Source organism: Flavobacterium sp. P3_A6, from assembly GCF_056403035.1.
Genome location: NZ_JBFUGG010000009.1, coordinates 172,631 through 190,223 on the forward strand (window position 1 = coordinate 172,631; position 17,593 = coordinate 190,223).

Here is a 17,593-nt window from a genome sequence, read left to right on the forward strand (position 1 = left end):
AACTAAATTTAAAACAAATGCTGTTAGAAAATAAATCAATAGCCATCGTTGGAGGCGGTCCAGGCGGACTAACATTAACCAAACTTTTACAGCTTAAAGGTGCCAATGTAAAAGTATATGAAAGAGATTTTGATGAAAATGCCCGTGTGCAGGGTTCACCGCTTGATCTGCATGAAAAATCGGGATTAGCGGCAATCCACAAAACAGGCTTATTTGAAGATTTTAAAACTAATTTTCTCCCAGGCGCCCATAAAATGCTTATTGTAAATGAATGTGCAGAAATATTTTTCAGCGACCACGAAACCAATCGGAATGAAGATTTTGACAATAAGTATTTTCGTCCTGAAATAGACCGTGGGGCATTAAGGAAAATATTGCTGGAATCTTTACAGCCGGAAACTGTTGTTTGGGACAATCAGTTTATTTCAATGAAAGCGCAAAATGAAGGCTGGTTACTGCATTTCAAAAACGGTTCATCAGCTTATGCTGATATTGTAATTGCCGCAGATGGCGCCAATTCTAAAATTCGCCCTCACATCACAGACATAAAACCTATTTATTCCGGAATAACAATGCTTGAAGGCAATGTGTATGATTCAAAAAAGACAGCACCAAATATTGATGCACTAATAAATGACGGGAAAATAATGGCTTTTGGAAATACCAAAAATTTATTGATGGGACAAAAAGGCAATGGTGCCTTGGGTTTCTATGCCAGCTTTAAAGCAGATGAAAACTGGGCAAGCAATAATGGTTTAGATTATTCTGATAAAGCACAAATAACAGAATGGTTTAAAGAGGCTTATTCTGAATGGAGCAATATTTGGCATGAACTGTTTGAAAATGCAGCAACGCCTTTTATTCCGCGTCCCATTTATTGCATGCCTTCAAATCAAACATGGAAAGCCTTATCCAACTTGACAATGCTAGGCGATGCTGCACATGTAATGCCTCCTTTTGCAGGAGAAGGTGCCAATATGGCAATGCTCGATGCTTTGGAATTGAGTGAATGCTTAACATCTAAAAAATTCAGCACTGTGCGGGAAGCCATTGCTGATTATGAAATAAATATGCGTGAAAGAGCTGCAAAAGCAGCAAAGGAGTCTCTTGAAAATGGTGAACAGATGCATTCAAAAGATGCGCTGCATAATATGCTGAATCTGTTTAGCAGACATACAGTATAATAAAAATGAGAATCCTAAATTCAAAACAATTTAGGATTCCATTTTAATAATCATTCTCACAGATTGAGTGCTCCTTTAACACAGCCATCTTCCCATTTTTTAAAATATCATAAGCATGTAAAATTTAAACTGAACCTTTTAGAAATAGATTAAAGTCTAATTATTTTTGTACATATCACTATCAGTAACTTTTTTAATATCCAAATGATGCGCAAACTTATCCTGCCGCCGAAGCCCCCCCCGTTCTTAATAAAGCATTTTGGTTTATAATGTAAAAAAATATCCTCAAAAAGACGAATTAGAGCTATTATCTCTTAACATTTTCAAAGTCTTAAAACTCAAACGGGAAAAAAAAATCCCCAATCTAAAAACAAATTAGATTGGGGATTTATGGTATTTAAATCTTTTTTTAAAATAGATTATGAAAACATATCTTTTACTTTTTCAAAAAATGATTTGTCTGTTTTTTCAGGATTTGGAGTAAAGTTATCATCCGTTAATGCCTTTTCAAAGAAATGTTTTTGTTCTTTGTTCAAAGTTTTTGGAGTCCAAACGTTTACATGAACCAGTAAATCACCGTTTCCGTAACCATTAATGCTTGGAATACCTTTTCCTTTTAACCTCAGAATTTTACCAGACTGAATTCCTTCTTCCAGTTTGATTCTTACTTTACCGTTTACGGCATCAATATCTTTTGAAATTCCAAGAACCGCTTCTGCAAAACTGATGTAAAGATCGTAGTGCAGATTTTCTCCTTCACGTTTCAAAAACTCATGCTCAATTTCTTCGATAACAACAATCAAATCTCCCGAAACACTGTTTCCTGGAGCGTCATTTCCTTTACCCGAAACTTTCAATTGCATTCCGTCTACAACACCTGCAGGAATTTTTATAGAAACAGTTTCATCTTCTGTTACCATTCCTTGAGAATCGGCATTACTTGGTTTTTTATCCAATATTTGACCCGAACCTCCACATGTTGGACAAGTTGAAGCCGATTGCATTCTTCCTAAAATAGTATTGGTTACACGCATTACCTGTCCTTGACCATTACAAGTAGAACACGTTTTATAGGTTACGCCTGGCGCTTGAACTTTACGTTTAACTTTTACTTTTTTCTCAACACCATTCACGATTTCCTCAATAGTCAATTTTACTTTGATACGTAAATTGCTTCCTTTAACGCGACGGGAACCGCCTCCGCCTCCGCCAAATCCACCGAAACCACCACCAAAAATATCGCCAAACTGGCTGAATATGTCATCCATGTTCATACCGCCATGACCACCGCCAAATCCGCCTGAACCGTCAAATGCTTGGTGACCGTATTGATCATATTTTGCTTTTTTGGCAGGATCACTCAATACTTCATAAGCTTCGGCAGCCAGCTTAAAATTTTCTTCTGCCGCTTTGTCGTCAGGATTCTTGTCAGGATGGTATTTCAATGCGCTTTTTCGGTATGCTTTTTTAATTTCTGCAGCATCTGCATTTTTTGAAATGCCTAATATTTCGTAAAAATCTTTTTTCATAATTAAAGTAATTCCAAATTAAAAATCCTAAATTCCTATAATTGGAATTTAACTGCCAATTACCACTTTTGGAAAACGAATAATTTTGTCTCCCAGTTTGTAACCTTTTTCAAGAACATCTACAATTTTCCCTTTCATATCATCTGTAGGAGCTGGAATTTGTGTGATTGCCTCAGCAAAATCAGCATCAAATGCATCACCCGCTTTAACATCAACCTGCTCTAATCCCTTAGTTACCAAAGTGCTTTTTAATTTTTCGTGAATCAATTCCACACCTTTTGCTAACAATTCATCATCAGATTTGCTGATTTCAATTATTGCTCTGTCAAAATCATCCAAAACTGGCAGCATAGCAAGCAAAACTTCCTGATTAGCAGTTTTAAACAATTCGATTCTTTCTTTAGTAGTACGTCTTTTGTAATTTTCAAATTCAGCAAATAATCTCAAAAACTTATCTTTTTCTTTGGCTAAGTCTTGCGTCAACTGCTCTTCAACACTTAATTCTTCAATAATAATTTGCTCCCCATTTGCATTATTTTCTAATGTCACATCATCTATTTCTTGATCGAATTCTGTATTTTCTGTAGTCATATTACTTTTATTTTTAAAAAAATTCTTAAACATAGTTTTATTCGTTAATTTTTGATTGCAAAAGTACTGCCAAAACTTATAAAATGTCAAATTGTCACATTTTTTTAAAAATAAAAAAAGTTCTTCAAAAAGTTCAAGAATCTAATCAAAAAAAATTAATATAATTTTAAGACTATTACGATATAGTTTATTTAAATTTGTGGCAGATTTTTATTCTCGCCCCAGGGATACAACTCAAAACTTCGAATTTAAGGTTGTTTTCTATTTATAATTATTAATTCACCATGCCTTATATCAAAAAAGCTTCGTTTTAAGATAACGAAGCTTTTTTTTTGCAAAACTGAGCTTATTTTAATCGAATGCTCCATTCAAAATCCATTTCTGAAACCTGCACTCCTTCTTCATTTGTACCAATAGATTTCATCCAAAACGTTTGGCCCTCGCCATTGGCAATCGTCTTTTCAATCGCTTCCTCTATCAGATGACCATCCCTGCAGACAAAAGTGATTCGTCCTGTAGCTTTTTTGGAAAAATTTGATTTATTATTGGCAACCAACATTGATATTTTCTTACCGCTGTTCTGGATTTTATCAATCACCATTGCTCCGGTAGTCATTTCAGCCGCCATTGCCTGCACGGCAAAATACATAGAATTAAAAGGATTTTGGTTAATCCATCTGTGCTTTACAGTCACCATACATTTATCTTTATCGATAGACACCACCCGAATACCGCAGATAAATGCTGATGGCAATTTAAAAAGTATAAAACGGTTCAATTTTGACACTGTTAATCCCATAATTCTTTTTTTTTTTGCTAAAATACAAAAAATACTATGCGTACATATAAAAAATCAGGCATTTAAAACTTTGGGCGTGCCACCATCCTGAAAAAAGGGCAAATCCTCTTTGCTGTGATGCGCCCTTTTATCAGGATGCTGTCAGGCTGTACGCTTTACTTCGGTAACTTGCTTCCATCCTTCACGTAAAAAAATAAAATCGTTAAACAAGGTAATATTGTAAATTTAAGACTTTTATATAAGTATTTAACCTCAAAATATTCAGTTTTTGTTAATATTATGTTAATATACACTACTATGCGATACAAGATACTCGCTTTTAGACATATATTTGCATAAGAAATTACTAGGTAAGTCATTTAGCTGATTTCTGTAATCAATCAAAAAACGAAAATTAAATCATGGAAACTTCAACCGAAAAAAAAATTGCTGCTTTTATACACTTGAGCACTTTTAGCCAATATATCATTCCTTTTGGGAATTATATTTTTCCGATAATCCTTTGGACTTCGAAGAAAGAAGAGTCTGAATTTGTAGATTATAATGGTAAACAAGTACTGAATTTTCAATTAAGCATTTTAATTTACTCTTTAGTTTTGGCAATGATCGCCATTCCAGTGTTATTATACACTGTTTTGAAAAACATCTCATTCAATGATTTAATGCACAATGAAGATATTGTTTTTGAAAATTTCGATTACGGGAACAGCATCGGATTGCTGACAGTAGGCGCCTTGGCTCTCTTTGGATTTGCCTGCATCAAAGTTGCTGAATTCTTTTTAATCATTTATGCATCGGTAAAAGCTTCAAATGGTGAAGAATATAATTATCCGCTGACAATACCATTTTTAAAATAAATCTTTTTAGCAATTAGCATGCGATTCATTTTCAACAACATAAAGCAGAAATGGTTATTTTACAATAGTACTATCAAAAGCTAATCACTAATTACTATTTGCCAATAACTGAATAATAATCAATCATCAATCAAAAAATGGACAATTTAATCAACAAATCAAATCAACTCAAATTTAAAAATTATGAACATTGAAAACACAAAAGCCCAGATGCGTAAAGGTGTTCTTGAGTTTTGTATCTTATCAGTATTAAAAGAGAAAGACGCTTATACCTCAGAAATATTAGACACTTTGAAAGACGCTAAATTATTGGTCGTAGAGGGAACCATTTATCCGTTGTTAACCCGATTAAAAAACGACGGACTGCTCAACTACCGTTGGGAGGAATCCACCTCTGGACCACCAAGAAAATATTATGGTTTGACCGAGATAGGACAAACTTTTTTAAAAGAACTGGATGGCACTTGGACAGAATTGTCTAATGCCGTAAATTTGATAACCAACCAAAAATAATAGTCATGAACAAAACTGTAAATATAAATTTAGGCGGAATGTTCTTCCATATTGACGAAGATGCATACCAAAAGTTAACCCGTTATTTTGATGCTATAAAACGATCGCTGTCAAAATCATCTGGACAAGAAGAAATCATCAAGGATATCGAAATGAGAGTTTCGGAATTATTGACAGAAAAACAAAAAACCGAGAAACACGTAGTTACAATTAGAGAAGTTGACGAAGTTATTGCTGTTATGGGACAGCCTGAAGATTATATCATTGAAGAAGATGGTCCAAGCGCCTCAGCAACAAGTGATTTTTCGGCTCCTAGAACTACAAAAAAATTGTACCGTGACAAAGAAAACGGAATGATTGGCGGTGTTGCAACAGGTTTAGGACACTATTTTGGAATTGACGCGGTTTGGTTAAAAATCATGTTTTTAATATTTGTTTTTGCTGGATTTGGAACCGGAATTTTGGCATACATCATTCTTTGGGTAGTAACTCCGGAAGCAATAACAACATCAGAAAAACTGGAAATGACAGGAGAGCCTGTTACTATTTCGAACATTGAGAAAAAAGTCCGTGAGGAATTTGAAAATGTTTCAGGGAAATTTAAAAATGCAGATTACGACAAGTATGGCAATCAAATAAAAACTGGAGCTGAGAAATTGGGAAACTCATTTAGTGATTTTATCATGACCGTTTTTAAAGTTTTTGCTAAATTTTTAGGAGTGATTTTAATAATGGCCGGCTTAACAGTTTTAGTATTGCTTTTTATTGGAGTATTCACTTTGGGAACAAGCGTTTCTATGGATTTCCCTTGGCAAAGTTTTGTCGAAGCAGGTAATTTTACCGATTATCCAATCTGGTCATTTGGCTTATTGATGTTCCTTGCCGTAGGTATTCCATTCTTTTTCATGACTTTATTGGGCTTCAAATTATTGGCTCCTAACATGAAATCCGTTGGGAATATTGCAAAATACACTTTATTGGCACTTTGGCTAATCGCTCTTTCGATTGCTATCTCAATTGGTATAAAACAAGCTACAGCATTTGCTGTAAATGGCAGAACGGTTCAAAAAGAAACCATCAGCTTTAAACCAGCAGATACGCTTTTAATAAAATTCAAGCACAATGATTATTTTGCAAAGGATGTAGATGACCGACATGAGTTCATGATTACGAAAGACTCATTGAACAATGACATTATCTACTCTAATGATGTAAGCATAAAAATCGAAAAATCTGACGAAAAACATCCATACATTCAAATCGAAAAGGAAGCAAAAGGCAGATCATTGTCTGAAGCCAAAAAAAGAGCAGATGCAATCAGATACAGTTATAAAATTGAAGGCAATCAATTAATCTTTGACAATTATTTACTTACTGATCTAAAGAATAAATTCCGTGACCAGGAAATCGAAATCACATTGTTTTTACCAATAGGAACTTTACTAAAAGTAGACGAATCAGTTGCACATTATGATCGTACCGATGATAATTTCTTTTATTGGCATCCTGAAGATTCAGACAAAAACGTCTTTAGAGTAGAGGATGAGAAAATAAGATGCTTAAATTGCCCTGATGATGAAAATGATAACGATGAGGCAGATGATGACAATGAAAGCAATATAACCATTAATAAAAATGGAGTTACAATAGAAAGTGATTCGGTTGTTAAAACAAAAAAGAATTTCAAGGAATTGAAAATCAACAAAGACGGTATCATTATCAAAACAGAATAAACTTTACCAAAAGCAGTCTAATCAAAATAAAACCAACAGTCATGATAAAAATCATCACACTAATTACCAAATTTATTGTCATTACCTTAATAGCAATATTTTTTGGATCATGCAATCAGCTAGGTGAACTGAGGTCTATAAAAGGAAGCGGTCATGTCACTACCGAAAAAAGAACCGTAACAGGTGATTTTAAAAATGTAGAAGTAAGCAATGCTTTAGATTTAGCTATCGAGCAATCGGATAAAACAGAAATTATTGTGGAAGCCGATGATAATTTACAAAAAGAAATCACTACAAAAGTAGAAAATGGTGTACTGGTTATTTCTTGTACAAAAGGTAACTTTATAAATGTTTCTGCCAAAAAAATAACTGTAAAAATGCCTGTTATCGAAGGGCTTGAAGCTTCATCTGCTTCAACAATCAATGGTAACAACACATTAAAAGGAAGCAGTTTGAGTTTGACTTCATCGAGTGCTGGATCCATTCATGTCACAGCAGAATACGAAAACATTCAATTGACCAGTAGCAGTGCCAGTAATCAAACCATTAATGGAAAAGCAATCCATTTAGAAACATCCTCTTCCAGCGGTTCGGTTTTAAATGCCAGTGAATTATTGGCAAATGAAGTAGTTGCCAATGCTTCGAGCGGATCATCAATATCTGTTTCACCAATAGTAAATTTAAAAGCCGAAGCTTCAAGCGGAGGAAGCATCACTTATAAAAAATCTCCCAAATCGATTGAAAAAGAAGAACATTCTGGCGGAAGCGTTCATGAAGAGTAAATCATTCAAATTAAAAACATTCATAACAATGGATGTTTTTTTTTAATTCAAAATTAAATTATTAACCATTAATTTACTACAATAAATACAAACATTCACGCATAAAATCATCACTTTAAATCAATCAAATCATGAAAAATAATCAATTCAAAGCTAGTTTTTTAGCTATCTTTCTAGTAGGCATGTGTCTTCAGGCACAGCAGCATTCCATATCAGAGGGACAGCAAGTTAAAGCAACATCAAAATACAACTATCTGGATGCTTTCGCTCCAAATTTTTACACTAAAAATGGTACAGACACACATTCAGCCAGCGGACAACCTGGAGCAAAATATTGGCAAAACAAAGCTGATTATCAATTGACAGCTACCTTGAATGAGAAAAAAAATGAAATTATTGGCACCGAAATTTTAACGTACACTAACAATAGTCCTGACAAAATTTCTTTTTTATGGATGAACGTTGATCAAAATTTATTTAAAAACAACTCTCGAGGAAAAGCAGTAATTCCAGTAACTGGTAACCGTAATGGAGACAAAGGGCAAATATTTGACGGGGGACATAAAATAAAATCCATAAAAGTAGTTACGCTTCAAAATGGCAAAACCGTTGAGAAAGTAGTACAATTTGAGATAATCGACACTAGAGTGCAGGTTTTTCTTCCGCAGGAATTGAATGCTAATGGAGGAACCATAAAACTTAAAATCGAATTTTCTTTTATTTCACCTGATTTTGGTTCTGACAGAATGGGAGTTTTAGAAACAAAAAACGGAAAAATATTTACTATTGCACAATGGTACCCGAGGATGTGTGTTTATGATGATGTAAAAGGCTGGAACACTTTGCCGTATCTGGGAGCCGGAGAATTTTATCTTGAGTATGGCGATTTTGATGTAACAATTACCGCACCGTCAAATCATATCGTTGTTTGCTCAGGTGAATTGACAAACCCTTCCGAAGTATATACCTCTGAACAACAAAAACGTTGGGCTACTGCATCACAAAGTGACAAAACAGTAATCATCCGTTCGGCAGAAGAAGTTACCAATGCAACTTCAAGACCTACCGGAAAATCTATATTGAACTGGCATTTTAAAATAAAAAATGCACGTGATGTTTCATGGGCATCTTCATCAGCATTTATTATTGATGCGGCAAAAATCAATTTGCCAAGCGGTAAAAAATCATTAGCCATTTCTGCATACCCCGTTGAAAGCTCAGGACAGGAAGCTTGGAGTCGTGCCACTGAATACACAAAATCATCAATAGAAAATTACTCTAAACGCTGGTTTGAACACCCTTACCCTACAGCTGTTAATGTAGCTGGCAACGAACGTGGGATGGAATATCCAGGAATTGTTTTTTGCAATTGGAAATCAAAAGGCGAAGATTTATGGAGCGTAACCGACCATGAATTTGGTCATGGCTGGTTCCCCATGATTGTAGGTTCCAACGAACGTTTATTCGCATGGATGGACGAAGGATTCAACACCTTTATCAACTCATTAAGTTCTGTTGACTTCAATAACGGAGAATACAAATCCAGTCCAAAAAACATGCAAAAAAAGGCAAAAGTATTATTCAAAACCGAATTAGAGCCTATTATGACTGCACCAGACGGAATGAAAGAAGGACATTTAGGGATATTGGCATATGAAAAACCTGCATCGGGGTTAATTGTCTTGCGTGAACAAGTCTTAGGTAAAGAACGTTTTGACAAGGCTTTTAGAGCCTACACAGAGCGTTGGGCATTTAAACACCCAACACCTGATGACTTTTTCCGAACTATAGAAAACGTTTCAGGGGAAGATTTGAACTGGTTTTGGAGGTCATGGTTTTTAAATAATTGGCAACTAGACCAAGGAATTACAAAAGTCAAATATTTAGGAAATGACCCGAAATTGGGTGCTATTATCTCAATCGAAAACTTAGAAAAAATGGCCATGCCTGTTGTTCTGGAAATTAAAACCAAAAGTGGTGCTGTTATCCGTGTTCAACTCCCTGTGGAAATATGGCAATGCAATACTTCTTGGTCATTTAAAAATGCCTCTACCGAAGAAATTGACACCATAACAATAGACCCTGATCATGTTTTTCCTGATATAAATACTGCAAATAATGTTTGGAGTTCAGGCAAAAGCGAATTGGAGAAAGCAATTATTTTAGATAGCTATTTGGGAAAATATTCCAGTAAACAAATTCCAATAGAAATTGTTTTTACAGATGATAATGGAAATCTGGCTGCAAATGCAACAGATACACCAACATATATTTTTGATGCAATCGGGAAAGATAAATTTAGTTCTGAAAAAGAAGGCGGTATTGAAATTCAATTTAGCGAATCTAAAAATGAATTTACACTAAAAATAGATGACCAGAATTTTTTGTTTACAAAGGTGTAAAAAAAAGCCTCTTGAAATAGCCAAATAGAATTATAAAGTACCTATTAAAATTCCAAAAATCATCCATCAGAAATGGGTGATTTTTTTATATTTGCATTCAACCCAAAACGTATAAAATGAAATATTCACATCTTGTTGTTTTTTTCCTATTGACAACAACTCTGGCTATTGGTCAAAATAAAGAAAAAATAAAAGGATCTAAGACAGTCGTTGAAAAACCAAAAGAAATTGGTGAATTTACAGCTCTGGAAATTGAAGACAACCTAACTGTTTTCCTGGAAAAAGGAGCTAAAAATGAAATAAAGATTGAATGTGATGACAATCTTCAAGAAGCCATCTCTTTTGACATTAAAGAAAAAACACTGCGTATTTACACTACTAAAGAAATTAGCAGTTTTAAAAAACTGACCTTAAAAATCAAATATACTAATGACTTAAAATCAGTTACTGCCAAAAATATTTCTGTTATAAATGCACTTGAAGCTGTTCAGCTTGATGATATTACTTTTAAATCATTAGATTTTGCCAAATTATACTTAAATGTAAATTCAAAAAGCTTTAACTTGATTTCAGATGATAAATCAAAAGTCGAGTTGAATTTAAAAGCTGAAAAATCTAAAATCCAATTGAGCAAAAATGCGCAAATTAAAGCATTGATTGCTACAACGGACCTTGCATTTGATATGTACCAAAAAACTACAGCCATAATTGAAGGCGAAAGCACCAATGCCATTATACGTCAAGACAACAACAGTGTATTTACCGGAGTTAACTTTACAATACATAAGGCCGATGTTACTGCTGAAGCTTCTTCAGTCTGCAATTTAAGGGCAGATACAAGCCTTATCATTGATGCGAACGGTTCATCCAAAATATATTTATTGGGAACACCAAGAATTGAAGTGCGCAAGTTTTTAGGTGAAGCCCAATTGATTAAAAAAGCGAAGTAAACTCAAAACTCTTTTACCATAAAAAAAGTCCCAACTTAAAAAAATTGGGACTTTTATATTTTTTAAAAGCAAATTTTTAATGTTTTGCCGCCAAATATCTTTCAGCATCCAAAGCTGCCATACAGCCTGTTCCAGCAGCAGTAATTGCCTGACGGTATACATGATCTGCTGCGTCTCCTGCTACAAAAACTCCATCAACATTCGTTTTTGAAGTTCCCGGAGTATTTACAATATATCCAGTTTCATCAAGAGTAAGGTAATCAGTAAAAATATCGGTATTTGGTTTATGCCCAATAGCAGCGAAAAAACCTGTGGCAGAAATATCAAAAATATCTCCCGTTGTTTTGTTTTTTGCTTTCACGCCTGTAACTACTTGTCCGTCTCCTAAAATCTCAACTGTATCGTGGTTCATCAAAATAGAAATGTTCTCAGTTTTACGAACGCGCTCTTCCATGATTTTGGATGCTCTAAATTTATCACTGCGGACAAGCATCGTTACTTTAGAACATAATTTAGATAAATAATGTGCTTCTTCACAAGCTGAATCTCCTGCACCAACGATAACTACTTCTTGATTTCTATAGAAAAATCCATCGCAAACCGCACAAGCCGAAACACCGCCACCCATTTTTAAATAATGCTGTTCAGAATCTAATCCCAAATATTTAGCCGATGCTCCAGTAGAAATAATTACCGTTTCGCAATGCAATTCTATTTTATCGTTAATCCAAACTTTGTGAATATCTCCGGAGAAATCAACTTTGGTCGCCCATCCGTCACGAATATCTGCACCAAAACGTTTTGATTGTTCTTGTAATTGGATCATCATTTCAGGACCTGTAACTCCATCTACATATCCTGGAAAATTTTCAACTTCATTCGTAGTAGTCAATTGACCCCCCGGCTGCATTCCCTGATATAACACAGGATTCATATTAGCTCTGGCTGCATATATAGCTGCAGTATAGCCCGCAGGGCCAGAACCTATTATAAGACATTTTATTTTTTCAATTGTATCAGACATATTTTTTGTTTTTGAGGTACAAATGTAATCTTTATTCTAAAAAATACATACCCCAATAAATCCAAAAAACTGATGAAGAAATAAATTTTATTTATTTTATAATTTTACTTTGAAAAACAGAAATAAACCTTATATTTGCACTCGATTTACGGGGTGTAGCGTAGCTCGGTTATCGCGCCTGCTTTGGGAGCAGGAGGCCGCAGGTTCGAATCCTGCCACCCCGACAAAAAAGCCGAACTGCAATGTTCGGCTTTTTTTGTAAAAAAAACTTGGCTCGGTTATCATGCCCTTCTAAGTAGTGAAGACCAACAGCTAAACTCAAATATTTATGTACATCGTATATATATTATTCGGTAAAAGTTCTTTAAAATATTATACAGGTCAAACTGACAATCTTGAAAGCAGACTGCAAAGGCATAATTCAGGATTAAGTTTATCAACTAAAAATGGTAAACCTTGAGATTGAATCTATAAGATTGAAATTTCAACTCGGTCGGAAGCAATGATTTTAGAACAAAAAAAGAGGAGACAAAAGATCCGCTCTTTACTAGGTAATTCATAGCATTCAAAATTAATTGTAAACTATGTTTGCATTTTCTATTACCTAAATCTAAAGTTTTTTCTATAAATTGCCACTGGGTTTCTGTAAATAGGTTGGATACATATTTTTATTGTTTAGTCACTACAAAAAAACTAATTTCAATCGGTTTCTTTAACCCATAATGGTTTTTATTTTACATTTTTAACAGACCTAATAACTTTTGAAAAACAATATAATGGTACTACAATTACGGCAAAAGTTATACTTTTTAGCATAGTTGACTCTTTTATTTTGTTAGCTGCTTTAGGGCTGTTTCTGTAATACCATTCAGTAAACTTTTGTCCCCAAAGTCTTTTTAATAGCCAACTGTCTCTAAAATAGCGGAGTTCAAGTACAATCGGATGGTTGTAATTCCCCATTGTTGCAGTAGCTATAAAACAACCAGAAGTTGATTTTGGATTGGTTACTTCATTATTAGGTAAAATTCTATCTAATTCAGATTTCGAAAATTGGAATAATTCTCTCAATAATATACTCTCAGAATAATTACCGTTTAATTTATAAAAGTGTTCGCCTGTATATTTAGAAACAGTATTTGTATAATTAACACTTCTATAACCTTTTTCACAAGTTATTGCAGTCGGTTTCATTCTTACAACAAAATCCATAACCTTAAAGTATTGAAATAATTTTTCTGAATAGCAACTCCATACTTTTATTTCGATACTGTTTTTTTTAAAATTATGAAAATGAAGTGTACCAACAGCTATTTGTAAAGCATTGAATTCACGCTCAATTTCATTTTGAATGAACTTTGCACCTTCCACTATTTTATCAAAAATGATTGTTGAGATTTCATTTGCAATATTAGTTAATTCGTCTTCTTTATATGTTGAAAGTTTTAATACTGTCTTTATTGACATCATAACTTCTTTGTCTAACATCCTATCAAATTTTGATAAATGTAAGGCACAATAACCTTTTCTTAACCAATTATTATGATTTTCTATATTCTGTTCTAACATACAATTATAATAATCATATGCTAATTCGTAATTCTCTGATTCAAATGCAGAATCTGCCAAAATTTGGAGGTTTTCATTTTTTTGTTCTAACATATTTTTTAATTTTTCATCAACATATTTTTTTTTAAATAGGTGATAACAAGTAACTTAAACTAATTACGAAAATATACCTTAACTTTTTGTTTGCATATCTATTTACAGCAATCCTATTTTTTTAGCTTTACTAACCAGATCCTTATCACTGCCTTTACCTTCTAAAAGTTGATCTTTTATGTTAGCTTTTCTTTTTTCTATAGCACTCATAGAAAGAGGGATGTAGTTTGGGAGATTAGTAGTTTTAACTCCCTGAGAAATTAAGATTAATATCTCATTATCATAAATATCCCAATTTATATTTTTTTTAAATAATTCTCTTTGGGATTCTATGATTGTTTCACTTTGGTATGTATTTCCATCGATAATTTTTTTGAAAATAGATGGGAATGACTCAGAGGTTATATCATTTTTAGAAAAGAATCCTTCAGGTTTAATTTTTTTTATGATTCTATCTACGGTTAAGGGTTCACTATTCATTGTAAGAATTATTATTTTACAATCTGTAAACTTTTCTCTAATGAGTAAAGCCAAATCTACACCACTATTAATATTAAACTCTTTATAAGGAGGAAGACTAGCATCTAATAAAGCTAAATTAATGTTTACTTGTAGTTTTAGATTTAAAAAAATTTTGTTATAGGCATCTTCACAATTATGGCTTTTTATAAAATTCAGTTTGTTTTCTTGAAAATCAGTTTTTGATAATAGATTAATATAGCCGTCTACAATTATTGGAAGATCGTCTATAATCAGAACTTCATAATTCATACTTTAGTAGGTTTACTGTTAATAAATTAAAAATCCCAGACTAAGTAGTACAATTTATATAAAGTAATATTTAGCAGGAATTATCAGTGGGGATAAATTGAGAAAAAATGGGGCAAATTCACAATTAATCAAATTACCATTAGTTATCAAAATGAAATGACAATTAAAATCTGGTTTAAATTCGTAATCTATTTCTTAAAAATTAACGGCAACAAATAAACAAGGACACTATAAATGAAATGTTTAACTTTTACATATATATCTTTTAAAAAAATCTTAGAGACATTGTTCTTCCGTATTCATCAAACAATTCATATCTCAAAAAAATCTCATGAGAACCAGAATTGTAGTTCGATAATCTTGTTGCATCTAAGTCATAACTATAACCTATAAACCAAGAAGGACTTGCTTGAAAGCCTACCATAGCACTAGCGGCCGCACTCCATCTGTAAGCCACACCAGCTACAAATTTTTCATTTATAAGAAAGTTTCCTGACAAATCAACTTGCAATGGTGCGCCTTGAACATATTTTGCAAGTACGGACGGCTTAAACTTTACGTCTGTACTCAAATCGAATACATGACCCGCTATTAGATACAAATTGATATTCTCTTTTGCCACATGACTATTGCCAATAGTACTTGCATACTTGTCGAAATGTTTTGTCTCTAACAAGTTTGGAACGGACAAACCCAGGTATGTGTCCTCAGAATGCAAATAGAATCCTACTCCTATATTTGGAGAAAACTTATTATCAATATTGGCATCGAAACTATAATCATTTTTGTCATACTTATTTAATTTATCAAAATCAATATTGAGTAAGTTTCCTGAAGCTTTTAATCCAAAAGATAATTTATATATTTCCGAAGTATTAATCGTGTACGAGAGATCAACAGCTATATTAGTTTCATCTGATGGTCCTATTTTATCATTGATAACAGACAAGCCAAATCCCATTGCTGATAAAGCTGTTGTCTCATGTGGACAAACATTACAATCATTTAATGGCCCATTTGGTGTATTAATAGAAAAAGTATTCGTAACAGGCGCTCCTTCTAACCCTACCCATTGCGTTCTATGCAAAGCAAAAACACTCATTGATTGTCTTGATCCTGCATATGCAGGATTCATATTCACTGTGTTATACATGTATTGAGTAAACTGCGAGTCCTGCTGGGAATAACTTGCACTCACCACTAGTATAAAAATCATGCTTAATGTTTTTTTTATCATATCTTTTTTGTTACAATCCTGAGAAATTAAATCCTAAAAGAGTTATTAAATCTATTTTCTGTTAATATATAAGTAACCTGCTTTTTCATGTATATTTGAAGCACCATCTTTATATCTAAAAATATAATAGTATGTCCCAACTGGTAATTCTTCGAACTTATTTATTGTCACTCGTCCTTCAGATACTCCTTTAAAAGCTCGATCATCATTATTATAATTTTCTCGCTCGAATACTAAGACTCCCCAACGATTATAAACCTCCACGGTATTATCTGGATAACATTCCAGTCCTCGGATATAAAACACATCATTATGACCATCTCCATTTGGAGACAACGCATTAAACACCTCAATAGAACAACCCGTAATTGTTACAATAGTTGGTTTGTCATTAAGATTATTTCCATCATCTGATAAATCTTTTACAAGAATACCAGTCGGACTTATTCCTGATACAATTGCCTGATTTGATACACTTCCAAAATTAATATCAGCTTGAGTAATTGCATATGAAGCGACATAAGCCGTACTATTTGTCATTCCTGTTCCTAAAACAGCTATAGAACTTCCCTTCATCACTAATCCCGGTAAACTAGTGTCTGTAACGGTTACATTAGTCAATGGTTCATTTCCTGTATTCGTTACTGTAAAATTATAAGTAATGGTTTCCCCTGTATTTGCATAACCATCTCCATTTTCATCATTGAAGTGGGCTGTTTTCACTAAGCCGATACTAGGTCGTGCTACGAATACGATTACTTTAGCTACACTGCAACTTGAAGAAGGATTTGCTTTGTCACAAATGCTATACGTTAAAGTATAGGTTCCTCCTGGAGTGTCTGATGGAATACTTACTGCTCCAGTAGCAGTATCAATTAACGGAACTGATGCTCCTGGTAATTTTGGAACTGCTGGTGTCACTACTGTTAAATCCACTAATCCGATAACTACTGGCTTACCATTCAAAATATCAAGATTCGTTGGACTGCTAGCTAATACGTTTCCAGCGTTTAGTGTTCCGTTTCCGCCTGACATGATATCGTCTTTAGCTGTGATTGATCGTGGTGCTTCAATAGTTATTAAAACAGAATTTGAAAACACTGGATTACAAACACCATTTTGAACAACTGCTCTGAAATAAGTATTCACGGTAAGATTACCAATTGTACTGCCCAACAAAGTAGTTGATGCAATCGAAATAGCTACAGGATTCATAAATCCAGCATCATTAGATTTTTGCCATTTTACAACAGAACCAAAATTACCACTTAATAATAAATCTGCTGGAGGAGTACCTGAAGTAATAACTTGATTAGAGGATACTGAACCTCCTACCGGCGCAACCGTGATCGTTACCGATACCGAAGCCCGCGCACTCTCACAGCCGTTTACCGTCTGGCTGGCATAATAGCTTCCCGTAACAAGCGTCTCGGTGCCGGCATATAAAGTCCCGCCTGCTGTAGCTGAATACCATTTGATCCCTGTGCCTGACACGGCTAGGTCGCTTACTTTTTTGGCTTCCGCAGAGCAGTAGGTCTGAGCCGAAGCTGTCGGGGCTGAAG

At 33.9% G+C, this 17,593-nt stretch carries 16 protein-coding genes and 1 tRNA gene; 9 read left to right on the forward strand and 8 right to left on the reverse strand.

The annotated features are described in order from the left end of the window. Nucleotides 1–17: 17 nt before the first annotated feature. Complete coding sequence (locus tag AC1DVP_RS11430) at nucleotides 18–1,184, forward strand: FAD-dependent oxidoreductase (protein WP_477183601.1); 1,167 nt, start codon at nucleotides 18–20, stop codon at nucleotides 1,182–1,184. A gap of 419 nt (nucleotides 1,185–1,603) precedes the next feature. Here AC1DVP_RS11430 and dnaJ read toward each other — a convergent pair whose 3' ends face one another. The 3 genes from dnaJ to AC1DVP_RS11445 all read right to left on the reverse strand — a co-directional run bounded on the left by dnaJ (nucleotide 1,604) and on the right by AC1DVP_RS11445 (nucleotide 4,103). Further along, complete coding sequence (gene dnaJ, locus AC1DVP_RS11435) at nucleotides 1,604–2,713, reverse strand: molecular chaperone DnaJ (protein ID WP_477183602.1); 1,110 nt, start codon at nucleotides 2,711–2,713, stop codon at nucleotides 1,604–1,606. 48 nt (nucleotides 2,714–2,761) lie between these two features. Continuing rightward, a complete protein-coding gene (locus AC1DVP_RS11440) occupies nucleotides 2,762–3,337 on the reverse strand; it encodes a nucleotide exchange factor GrpE (protein WP_477183603.1) in 576 nt (191 codons plus the stop codon). A 313-nt stretch (nucleotides 3,338–3,650) separates the two neighbouring features. Next, a complete protein-coding gene (locus AC1DVP_RS11445; RefSeq protein WP_477183604.1) occupies nucleotides 3,651–4,103 on the reverse strand; it encodes a DUF4442 domain-containing protein in 453 nt (150 codons plus the stop codon). A 401-nt stretch (nucleotides 4,104–4,504) separates the two neighbouring features. Here AC1DVP_RS11445 and AC1DVP_RS11450 point away from each other — a divergent pair, with 401 nt between their 5' ends. The 6 genes from AC1DVP_RS11450 to AC1DVP_RS11475 all read left to right on the forward strand — a co-directional run bounded on the left by AC1DVP_RS11450 (nucleotide 4,505) and on the right by AC1DVP_RS11475 (nucleotide 11,340). Then, nucleotides 4,505–4,960 (forward strand): DUF4870 domain-containing protein, encoded by a 456-nt coding sequence (locus AC1DVP_RS11450; RefSeq protein WP_477183605.1) that lies wholly within the window; start codon nucleotides 4,505–4,507, stop codon nucleotides 4,958–4,960. Between the two features lie 183 nt (nucleotides 4,961–5,143). After that, nucleotides 5,144–5,473: a PadR family transcriptional regulator gene (locus tag AC1DVP_RS11455; protein ID WP_194640824.1), complete on the forward strand. Its 330-nt coding sequence runs from the start codon at nucleotides 5,144–5,146 to the stop codon at nucleotides 5,471–5,473. A gap of 5 nt (nucleotides 5,474–5,478) precedes the next feature. Continuing rightward, a complete protein-coding gene (locus tag AC1DVP_RS11460) occupies nucleotides 5,479–7,206 on the forward strand; it encodes a PspC domain-containing protein (RefSeq protein WP_477183606.1) in 1,728 nt (575 codons plus the stop codon). Nucleotides 7,207–7,247: 41 nt separating this feature from the next. Continuing rightward, nucleotides 7,248–7,988 carry a head GIN domain-containing protein gene (locus tag AC1DVP_RS11465; protein ID WP_477183607.1) on the forward strand — a complete coding sequence of 247 codons (741 nt, stop codon included), beginning with the start codon at nucleotides 7,248–7,250 and terminating at the stop codon, nucleotides 7,986–7,988. A gap of 131 nt (nucleotides 7,989–8,119) precedes the next feature. After that, complete coding sequence (locus AC1DVP_RS11470) at nucleotides 8,120–10,390, forward strand: M1 family metallopeptidase (RefSeq protein WP_477183608.1); 2,271 nt, start codon at nucleotides 8,120–8,122, stop codon at nucleotides 10,388–10,390. Between the two features lie 116 nt (nucleotides 10,391–10,506). After that, complete coding sequence (locus AC1DVP_RS11475) at nucleotides 10,507–11,340, forward strand: GIN domain-containing protein (RefSeq protein WP_477183609.1); 834 nt, start codon at nucleotides 10,507–10,509, stop codon at nucleotides 11,338–11,340. A gap of 76 nt (nucleotides 11,341–11,416) precedes the next feature. Here AC1DVP_RS11475 and trxB read toward each other — a convergent pair whose 3' ends face one another. Then, nucleotides 11,417–12,364, reverse strand: a complete 948-nt coding sequence (gene trxB / locus AC1DVP_RS11480; RefSeq protein ID WP_477183610.1) for a thioredoxin-disulfide reductase — start codon at nucleotides 12,362–12,364, stop codon at nucleotides 11,417–11,419. A gap of 149 nt (nucleotides 12,365–12,513) precedes the next feature. Here trxB and AC1DVP_RS11485 point away from each other — a divergent pair. Both AC1DVP_RS11485 and AC1DVP_RS11490 read left to right on the forward strand, forming a co-directional pair. Continuing rightward, nucleotides 12,514–12,588, forward strand: a tRNA-Pro gene (locus AC1DVP_RS11485). A gap of 104 nt (nucleotides 12,589–12,692) precedes the next feature. Beyond that, nucleotides 12,693–12,824, forward strand: a complete 132-nt coding sequence (locus AC1DVP_RS11490; protein ID WP_477183611.1) for a GIY-YIG nuclease family protein — start codon at nucleotides 12,693–12,695, stop codon at nucleotides 12,822–12,824. 269 nt (nucleotides 12,825–13,093) lie between these two features. Here AC1DVP_RS11490 and AC1DVP_RS11495 read toward each other — a convergent pair whose 3' ends face one another. The 4 genes from AC1DVP_RS11495 to AC1DVP_RS11510 form a co-directional block, all read right to left on the reverse strand. Then, on the reverse strand, nucleotides 13,094–14,023 hold the full coding sequence (locus AC1DVP_RS11495) for a CFI-box-CTERM domain-containing protein (RefSeq protein ID WP_477183612.1): 930 nt from the start codon (nucleotides 14,021–14,023) through the stop codon (nucleotides 13,094–13,096). Nucleotides 14,024–14,125: 102 nt separating this feature from the next. After that, complete coding sequence (locus AC1DVP_RS11500; protein WP_477183613.1) at nucleotides 14,126–14,794, reverse strand: response regulator; 669 nt, start codon at nucleotides 14,792–14,794, stop codon at nucleotides 14,126–14,128. Between the two features lie 265 nt (nucleotides 14,795–15,059). Continuing rightward, on the reverse strand, nucleotides 15,060–16,031 hold the full coding sequence (locus tag AC1DVP_RS11505) for a PorP/SprF family type IX secretion system membrane protein (protein ID WP_477183614.1): 972 nt from the start codon (nucleotides 16,029–16,031) through the stop codon (nucleotides 15,060–15,062). Between the two features lie 51 nt (nucleotides 16,032–16,082). Then, nucleotides 16,083–17,593, reverse strand: a 1,511-nt coding sequence (locus AC1DVP_RS11510) for a T9SS type B sorting domain-containing protein (protein WP_477183615.1), incomplete at its 5' end; no start/stop codon positions are given.

Coding starts and splice junctions, on each gene's coding strand:
- AC1DVP_RS11430 (WP_477183601.1), top strand. CDS start 18: ATGCTGTTAGAAAATAAATCAATAGCCATCGTTGGAGGCGGTCCAGGC.
- dnaJ (WP_477183602.1), bottom strand. CDS start 2,713: ATGAAAAAAGATTTTTACGAAATATTAGGCATTTCAAAAAATGCAGAT.
- AC1DVP_RS11440 (WP_477183603.1), bottom strand. CDS start 3,337: ATGTTTAAGAATTTTTTTAAAAATAAAAGTAATATGACTACAGAAAAT.
- AC1DVP_RS11445 (WP_477183604.1), bottom strand. CDS start 4,103: ATGGGATTAACAGTGTCAAAATTGAACCGTTTTATACTTTTTAAATTG.
- AC1DVP_RS11450 (WP_477183605.1), top strand. CDS start 4,505: ATGGAAACTTCAACCGAAAAAAAAATTGCTGCTTTTATACACTTGAGC.
- AC1DVP_RS11455 (WP_194640824.1), top strand. CDS start 5,144: ATGAACATTGAAAACACAAAAGCCCAGATGCGTAAAGGTGTTCTTGAG.
- AC1DVP_RS11460 (WP_477183606.1), top strand. CDS start 5,479: ATGAACAAAACTGTAAATATAAATTTAGGCGGAATGTTCTTCCATATT.
- AC1DVP_RS11465 (WP_477183607.1), top strand. CDS start 7,248: ATGATAAAAATCATCACACTAATTACCAAATTTATTGTCATTACCTTA.
- AC1DVP_RS11470 (WP_477183608.1), top strand. CDS start 8,120: ATGAAAAATAATCAATTCAAAGCTAGTTTTTTAGCTATCTTTCTAGTA.
- AC1DVP_RS11475 (WP_477183609.1), top strand. CDS start 10,507: ATGAAATATTCACATCTTGTTGTTTTTTTCCTATTGACAACAACTCTG.
- trxB (WP_477183610.1), bottom strand. CDS start 12,364: ATGTCTGATACAATTGAAAAAATAAAATGTCTTATAATAGGTTCTGGC.
- AC1DVP_RS11490 (WP_477183611.1), top strand. CDS start 12,693: ATGTACATCGTATATATATTATTCGGTAAAAGTTCTTTAAAATATTAT.
- AC1DVP_RS11495 (WP_477183612.1), bottom strand. CDS start 14,023: ATGTTAGAACAAAAAAATGAAAACCTCCAAATTTTGGCAGATTCTGCA.
- AC1DVP_RS11500 (WP_477183613.1), bottom strand. CDS start 14,794: ATGAATTATGAAGTTCTGATTATAGACGATCTTCCAATAATTGTAGAC.
- AC1DVP_RS11505 (WP_477183614.1), bottom strand. CDS start 16,031: ATGATAAAAAAAACATTAAGCATGATTTTTATACTAGTGGTGAGTGCA.